6 protein-coding genes are annotated in these 7,928 nt (G+C 39.1%); 4 read left to right on the forward strand and 2 right to left on the reverse strand.

Annotation, left to right across the window (positions count from 1 at the left end; translation table 11 throughout):
- The first annotated feature begins 147 nt into the window (after positions 1 to 147).
- Positions 148 to 2,394 carry a porin family protein gene (locus FIM44_RS07540; RefSeq protein WP_140579608.1) on the forward strand — a complete coding sequence of 749 codons (2,247 nt, stop codon included), beginning with the start codon at positions 148 to 150 and terminating at the stop codon, positions 2,392 to 2,394.
- Positions 2,395 to 2,486: 92 nt separating this feature from the next.
- Here the strand turns inward: FIM44_RS07540 and FIM44_RS07545 are convergent, their stop codons facing one another.
- Together FIM44_RS07545 and FIM44_RS07550 are read right to left on the reverse strand one after the other, a co-directional pair.
- A complete protein-coding gene (locus FIM44_RS07545; protein WP_140579609.1) occupies positions 2,487 to 3,167 on the reverse strand; it encodes a 16S rRNA (uracil(1498)-N(3))-methyltransferase in 681 nt (226 codons plus the stop codon).
- Positions 3,168 to 3,599 carry a hypothetical protein gene (locus tag FIM44_RS07550; protein ID WP_100974336.1) on the reverse strand — a complete coding sequence of 144 codons (432 nt, stop codon included), beginning with the start codon at positions 3,597 to 3,599 and terminating at the stop codon, positions 3,168 to 3,170.
- A gap of 55 nt (positions 3,600 to 3,654) precedes the next feature.
- Between FIM44_RS07550 and hemH the strand changes: the two genes are divergently transcribed.
- From hemH to ccsA, 3 genes are all read left to right on the forward strand, one after another.
- Positions 3,655 to 4,662 (forward strand): ferrochelatase, encoded by a 1,008-nt coding sequence (gene hemH, locus FIM44_RS07555; RefSeq protein ID WP_140579610.1) that lies wholly within the window; start codon positions 3,655 to 3,657, stop codon positions 4,660 to 4,662.
- Positions 4,663 to 4,735: 73 nt separating this feature from the next.
- Complete coding sequence (locus FIM44_RS07560; RefSeq protein ID WP_140579611.1) at positions 4,736 to 5,407, forward strand: SoxW family protein; 672 nt, start codon at positions 4,736 to 4,738, stop codon at positions 5,405 to 5,407.
- Between the two features lie 9 nt (positions 5,408 to 5,416).
- Positions 5,417 to 7,928 (forward strand): cytochrome c biogenesis protein CcsA (ccsA, locus tag FIM44_RS07565; protein WP_140579612.1); only part of this gene is annotated, 2,512 nt, incomplete at its 3' end.

A 7,928-nucleotide genomic window follows, 5' to 3' on the forward strand; every position in this document is an offset into this window, starting at 1 on the left:
TAAAAGCGTTTATCCCTTTGGGCGTTGTTTATTTTTTAATACAAACAATACCGCAATTTCTCAAAAATATATTATAATACGAAACTTCAGTTTCATTGAGTTGCAAACTCTTTGAGAACAAAACGCTAAACCATTTAGGAAATTACCATGCTAAGATTCGTTAGTAAAACGATTTGCTTGTCTTTAATCGGCTTGTTCAACCCTTTAGAAGCCTTTCAAAAACACCAAAAAGACGGCTTTTTTATAGAAGCCGGGTTTGAAACCGGGTTATTAGAAGGCGCTCAAACTAAAGAAGAAGCGACAGCTCAAAACACCCCAAAAATCCAAGAAAATCCCCTAACCCACCCGCAAACTAACGAGCAACCTAAAGAACAAAACAAAAGCGATACAGCCACCCCACAAAGCGTTTATGGGAAGTACTACATACTCCAAAGCACCATTTTAGAAAAAGCGACTGAGTTATTCACAGCGGCTAATATCAACGGCAACGGCTTAACTTTTTATTCTCAAAACCCTGTGTATGTGATGGCATACAATAAGGATAATGCCGAGTTTGAAGGCTATGGCAATAACAGCGTGGTTGTGATACAAAACTTTCTGCCCTACAATTTAAACAATATTGAGCTGAGTTACACAGACGCTCAAGGCAAGGTAGTCAATTTAGGCGTGATAGAGACTATCCCTAAAGATTCTCAAATCATTCTGCCGGCAAGCCTGTTTAATAATTTTTCAAACGATTCGCCATTCAACTCTGATGGCCTCCAACAACTTCAAACCACTACCACCCCCTTTTCTGACGCTAACACGCAGAGTTTGTTTGAAAAGCTCAGTCAAATCACGACCAATCTTCAAATGACTTATGAGAATACAGACCCATTTTCTAGCGGTAACAATGATCCTAGTGGCCCTCTTGCTTCCCCTAAACCTCATTATGAATGCCCTGGTTATAAAAAGAGTTGTCAAGTCGCTTCGGTGTCTTTCACCCCACAAACCGCAGAAGAATTGACCAATTTAATGTTAGATATGATTGCGGTGTTTGACTCCAAATCTTGGGAAGAAGCCGTTTTAAACGCCCCTTTCCAATTCGCTAACAGCCCATCAGAGTGCGGTATTGATTACCCTAAATGCGTGAATCCTTTTAATAACGGGCTTGTTGATCCTAAAGATGAAAAATACGTGCTAACCCCAGAAGAAGTTATCAATAGTTATAGAGTCGCTAATGAGCTTACGGTGAACCTCTTGAATGCGGCCAAGGGGTTTTTAGGGCTAGGATCGCAACTGGGCAGCGCAAACGCTCCTGGTGATAATGGCTTCAATCAAGGTGTTTTAGGGATAGCGCCTTTTGCCTTAAACCCTGAAAAATTGTTTGGCAAAAATTTGAATAAAGTTGCTATTTTGGCATTAAGAGATATTATCCATGAATACGGCCATACTTTAGGTTATACCCATAATGGGAACATGACTTATCAAAGAGTGCGTTTGTGCCAAGAAGGAAACAGGCCGGAAGTGCGGTGTGAAGGCGGGCATGAAGTGGAGAAAAATGGGAAAGAAGAGCTAGAATTTAGTAACGGGCATGAAGTGCGAGACCATGATGGTTACGACTATAATGTTTGCTCTCGTTTTGGCGGTAAAAATCAGCCCGCTTTCCCTAGCAATTACCCCAATTCCATCTATACGAATTGCGCTCAAGTCCCCGCTGGGCTTATAGGGATTACCACCGCTGTTTGGCAACAGCTCATCAATCAAAACGCCCTGCCCATTAATTTCGCTAATTTGAGCAGCCAAGCCAACTATTTAGACGCCGGGTTGAACGTGCAAAATTTTGCAACCTCTATGGTCAGCGCGATCGCGCAAAATTTTTCCACCACTTCCACCACCACTTACCGCTCTTCAAGTAAGAATTTTAGAAGCCCTATTTTAGGGGTTAATGTTAAAATAGGTTACCAACATTATTTCAACGACTACATAGGGTTAGCCTATTATGGCATTATCAAATACAACTACGCTCAAGCTAACGATGAAAAAATCCAGCAATTAAGCTATGGTGGGGGAATGGATGTGTTGTTTGATTTCATCACCACTTATACCAATAAAAAGCAAGATAATCCTACTAAAAAAGTTTTTGCTTCCTCTTTTGGGGTGTTTGGGGGGTTAAGGGGCTTATACAATAGTTACTATGTTTTCAACCAAGTCAAAGGAAGCGGTAATTTAGATATAGTTACCGGGTTTAATTACCGCTACAAGCATTCTAAATATTCCATAGGCATTAGCGTTCCTTTAATCCAAAGCGGTATTAAAATCGCTTCTAATAATGGCATCTATGCGGACTCTGTTGTTTTGAATGAGGGGGGCAGTCATTTTAAAGTGTTTTTTAATTACGGGTGGGTATTTTAGGGGTTAAAAATTGGCTTTAACTCAAGCTTTTTAGCAAAAAATTAAGATCTTAAGTTTTTAAAATTTTGTTTTTAAAACTTTTGCGATACCCCCTAAACTTGTGCGATACTCGCCACAAACACGCATGCGCTCTCAGATTTTAGCACCATATCTAACGGGATGCGATAAATTTCACGCTCTTTAAAATATTCTCTTTCTTGTCCGCTAAAGCCCCCTTCAGGCCCTATGATAACGCCCTTTTCAAAACCCGCACTTGCAGGTAAGGTTTCGCCCTTAAAATCCAAAACGCTAGCCTTAGGGTAGGTTTTTAACATCTCTTTAGTGTTTAAAAACACTTCCAATTCCATTAAAGCGCTGCGGCCGCATTGCTCGCAAGAATGAATCAAGATCTTTTGAAAGCGCTCTAATTTGGTGCTGTCTATTTTTTCATTGCGTTGGCTAAAATCTGCATAGAATAAACTCAACTTGCTCACGCCTAACTGGTTTAAAAAGGGTAGAATTTTTTCAATGCTTTTGATTTCAATCACGCTTAAAATCAAATGCGTTTTTTTACTGGCCATAACCTCTAATGCTTGCACGCCCACTAGCTTTAAAAGGGCGTGTTTTTTAGTGATTTCTGCATGCTCATAGGTGTATAAAAGGGCGTCTTTTAAATTTCTCAAATCCAAACGACTCGCGCTTTTGATACGCCTTGATCGGTATAAATGCGTATAACTCTCGCCTTCTATTTTTAAAACAGGCTCTTTGGCTAAAGGGTGGTAGACAAAACGCATTCAAAGGCCCATTAACACAACAATAAGAATCGTTTCTAAAAAATACAGGATTTTAGCCTTTTTAATATACGCCTCCATCCTTTCTTTTTTAGTGATAGCGAATTTCACGCTTTTATGGCGTTTGATTTCTGCTATAAGAATCAACAACAACCCTAAAAGCATGGCAACAGCGCTAAAAGAAAATTCAAATTGTTGCATCGCCCAAATAAAAACCCCGCTCAAAAGAGCGATGCTTAAAAGAATGTAAATCGCTGGCATGACAAGATAGATTTTTTTGTTCAATTGGATAAAATTCTTTTCTTTAAAAAGGGTGTAAAGATTGATCATAAAGGCTAGGGCAAGCAAGGCGGCAAAAAAGGCATGGATAAGCAAGGATTGAGCCATCACAGAAGAATCTTGTGTATTTAATGCTTGCAAACTCATCTCTAACATTAACTTCTTTCTAACGATTTATTTTTTATTAATCGTTTTATTTTAGCATGCACTAATGAATTTAATCAATGAAAAGCTTAATGATTTAGAAAATAACGCCACAAAATCCCCTAAAGAAGCGGTCGTTCTTTTGAATATGGGAGGGCCTAACAGCCTTTATGAAGTGGGGGTGTTTTTAAAAAACATGTTTGATGACCCCTTTATCCTTACCATTAAAAATAATTTCATGCGTAAAATGGTGGGTAAAATGATCGTCAATAGCCGCATAGAAAAATCCAAAAAAATCTATGAAAAATTAGGGGGAAAATCCCCTTTAACGCCTATCACATTCGCCCTTACAGAGCGTTTGAACGAATTGGATCCTTCTCGCTTTTACACTTATGCGATGCGCTATACCCCCCCTTATGCGTCTATGGTCTTGCAAGATTTAGCCTTAAAAGAGGTAGAAAGCTTGGTGTTTTTTTCCATGTATCCGCAATATTCTAGCACCACCACCCTTTCTAGCTTCAATGACGCTTTTAACGCCCTTAAATCCTTAGAAACTTTCCGCCCTAAGGTGCGACTAATAGAGCGTTTTTATGCCAGCAAAAAGCTTAATGAAATCATTTTAAACACGATTTTAAGCGCCCTAAACAACCGCAAAAGCCAGGATTTTGTCTTAATCTTTTCCGTCCATGGCTTACCCAAAAGCGTTATTGATGCCGGCGATACTTACCAGCAAGAATGCGAACACCATGTGAGCTTGTTAAAAGAGTTGATGCAACAAAAAAATACCCCTTTTAAAGAAGTCTTACTCTCTTACCAATCCAAGCTAGGGCCTATGAAATGGCTAGAGCCAAGCACTGAAGAATTGATAGAAAAGCACCGCAAATCTCATATCATCATCTATCCTTTGGCTTTCACGATTGATAATTCTGAAACGATCTATGAATTAGACATGCAATACCGCTTGATGGCAGAGCGCTTGGCGGTTAAAGAATATTTGGTTTGCCCATGCTTAAACGATTCCATAGAGTTTGCAAAATTCATCATTGAATTAGTGAATAACCTTAAAAGTGAGTGAAATTTACATAAAAAAGCGATTATTATGGTAAAATACCAAGTTTTCAAATCTATTAAAAAGTAAAGGTTATTACATGTTTTCACTTTCTTATGTTTCCAAGAAATTTTTAAGCGTTTTGTTATTGATTTCGCTATTTTTAAGTGCTTGCAAATCCAACAATAAGGACAAATTAGATGAAAATCTTTTAAGCTCTGGCTCTCAAAGCTCCAAAGAATTAAATGATGAGCGAGATAATATAGACAAAAAGAGCTATGCCGGTTTAGAAGATGTTTTTTCAGACAATAAGTCCATTAGCCCTAACGATAAATACATGCTTTTAGTGTTTGGCCGTAATGGTTGCTCCTATTGTGAAAGGTTTAAAAAAGATCTCAAAAATGTTAAAGAATTGCGCGACTATGTTAAAGAGCATTTTAGCGCTTACTATGTCAATATCAGCTACTCCAAAGAGCATGATTTTAAAGTCGGCGATAAGGATAAAAATGATGAAAAAGAAATCAAAATGTCCACAGAAGAATTAGCGCAAATTTATGCCGTCCAATCCACCCCTACGATTGTTTTGTCCGATAAAACCGGCAAAACCATCTATGAATTGCCCGGCTATATGCCCTCTACGCAATTTTTAGCGGTGTTAGAATTTATCGGCGATGGGAAGTATCAAGACACGAAAAACGATGAGGATCTCACTAAAAAATTAAAGGCTTACATCAAGTATAAAACCAACTTTTCTAAAGGCAAGTCTAACTAGGAAAGTCTAATGAAGAATCTCAAAAGCCTGCTTTCTTTTTTGCTGGCTTCTTTTTGGGTCGCTATCCCTTTAATTGCGCTCTATGCCTTAGCGTGTGCGATAGCCACTTTTATAGAAAACGATTACGGCACGAGCGCGAGTAAGGCGATTGTGTACAACACCCCTTGGTTTAATTTCTTGCATGCGTATTTGTTGGTGGTTTTAATAGGCACATTCATTAAATCTAAAGCTTTGGAGCGCAAAAGGTATGCGAGCCTTTTTTTCCACAGCTCTTTGATTTTCATCATTTTAGGGGCAGCCATCACGCGTTTTTTTGGCGTAGAAGGGCTTATGCATGTGCGAGAAAATAGCGCGCAAAGCTCTTTTGAAAGCGCGGACACTTACCTTAATATCACCCTAAACGACGAAAAAAAACTTTCTTTAAAAACGCCTTTAACCTTTTATCATTCCAAACGATTAAAACCCATTCATGCCACTTTAGATCACAAGCCTTTAATTTTAGAACCCTTAGAGATTTATAAGCAAAACGCCATTAAAAAAGATGACGCTACGATTTTGGTGTTAAAAGCGACCTATAACGGCGTGAGCCGCAAATTCAACCTCATTAAAACCAACAGGAATGAAGGCATAGAAGAAAGCGAGGTGTTTAAAGACGACAAACTCTCTTTAAGTTTTGGATCCGCTTACATTGAATTGCCCTTTCAAATCAAACTGAAGCGTTTTGAATTAGAGCGCTACGCCGGCTCTATGAGTCCTTCATCTTACGCTTCAGAAGTGGAAGTTTTGAAATTGGATAACACTTTAATCAAACCTTATAGGATCTTTATGAACCATGTTTTAGATTATGAGGGCTATCGCTTTTTCCAATCTTCCTATGATACGGATGAAAAAGGCACGATCCTCTCAGTCAATAAAGACCCGGGTAAAATCCCCACTTATTTAGGGTATGCGATGCTTATTTTGGGGGCTTTGTGGTTGCTTTTGGATAAAAACGGGCGTTTTTTGAAGCTTTCACGCTTTTTAAAATCCCAACAAGCCGCTAGTTTCTTACTCGCTTTAATTTTAATCAGCCCTTTTACTTCCTTGTTTGCCAGTGAGACTCCAATTGACATGCATGGGGGCAAAAGCGCTAAAATTGAGCGACAAAAAATAGAAAATTCCGCCAATAAAGAAGATTCTAAAAGCGCGATTTTAGAGCGTTTGAAGCATTTAAGAGAGTATTCCAAAGACCATTTAAAAGCCTTTCAAAGGCTTCAAGTCCAGGATTTTGACGGGCGTATCAAACCCCTTGATACCATTAGCATTGAATATATCCATAAGATTTTAAGAAAAGATGATTTTCAAGGGCTAAACGCCATGCAAGTGCTTTTAGGGATCATGTTTTTCCCCAATGATTGGCGTAGCGTTAAAATGATTTACACTTCTAATAAAGCCTTAAGAAAGCTTATCGGCACGCCTTTAGACGAAAGCCGTATCGCTTTTAGAGATGCGTTTGATAGCCGTGGGTATAAATTAAAAAATTTGGTTGAAGAAGTCAATCAAAAATCCCCCAATGCGCGCAACGAGTTGGATAAAGATGTCTTAAAAGTAGATGAACGCATCAACCTAGTCTATACGCTTTTTAGCGCTCAATTTTTACGCATTTTCCCTAGCGATAAAACCACTGCTTGGCTCTCGCCCATTGAAGCGATCAACAGCCCCAATAAAGAAATTTCAAGCGTGGCAACGGAGTTTTTAAAAAATATTTTTAGCGGGTTTGATGACGCTTTAAAAACCAATCAATGGGATAAAGTAGAAAAAACCCTAAAAGATTTAAGCGTCTATCAGCAAGAGCATGCCAAAAACCTCTATTTGCCCTCTTCTAAAGTGGATTCTGAAATTTTTTTAAACCACACCAATTTTTTTAACCGCCTGACCCTGCCTTATATCCTTCTTGGGTTGTTGCTTTTTATCGTTGTAATCAGCTCTCTTGTTAAAAACACGATTCCAAATATTTGGCCCACTAAAATCCTTTATGTGGCTATCTTGCTTTGCGCAATCGCTCATTCTATGGGACTCATTTTGCGCTGGTATGTGAGCGGGCATTCGCCTTGGAGCAACGCTTATGAGTCCATGCTTTATATCGCATGGGCTTCTGTTATTGCAGGGTTTATTTTACGCTCCAAACTCGCGCTATCGGCCTCTAGCTTTTTAGCTGGTATCGCGCTCTTTGTGGCTCATTTAGGCTTTATGGACCCTCAAATCGGTCATTTAGTGCCGGTGTTGAAATCCTATTGGCTCAATATCCATGTTTCTGTTATCACCGCTAGTTATGGCTTTTTGGGTTTGTGTTTTGTGCTAGGGATTTTGAGTTTGGTTTTGTTTATTTTGCGCAAACAAGGGCGTTTCAATTTGGACAAAACCATCCTCTCCATTAGCGCTATCAATGAAATGAGCATGATTTTAGGCCTGTTCATGCTCACAGCCGGGAATTTCTTAGGCGGGGTGTGGGCGAATGAATCTTGGGGGCGCTATTGGGGGT

Origin of the sequence: Helicobacter pylori, from assembly GCF_006440215.1 — a bacterium.
In the GTDB taxonomy this organism is placed as follows: Bacteria; Campylobacterota; Campylobacteria; order Campylobacterales; family Helicobacteraceae; genus Helicobacter; species Helicobacter pylori_CS.

Excerpts from the sequence above, each read along its gene's own strand:
- FIM44_RS07540 (WP_140579608.1), top strand. The coding sequence starts at position 148 with ATGCTAAGATTCGTTAGTAAAACGATTTGCTTGTCTTTAATCGGCTTG.
- FIM44_RS07545 (WP_140579609.1), bottom strand. The coding sequence starts at position 3,167 with ATGCGTTTTGTCTACCACCCTTTAGCCAAAGAGCCTGTTTTAAAAATA.
- FIM44_RS07550 (WP_100974336.1), bottom strand. The coding sequence starts at position 3,599 with ATGTTAGAGATGAGTTTGCAAGCATTAAATACACAAGATTCTTCTGTG.
- hemH (WP_140579610.1), top strand. The coding sequence starts at position 3,655 with ATGAATTTAATCAATGAAAAGCTTAATGATTTAGAAAATAACGCCACA.
- FIM44_RS07560 (WP_140579611.1), top strand. The coding sequence starts at position 4,736 with ATGTTTTCACTTTCTTATGTTTCCAAGAAATTTTTAAGCGTTTTGTTA.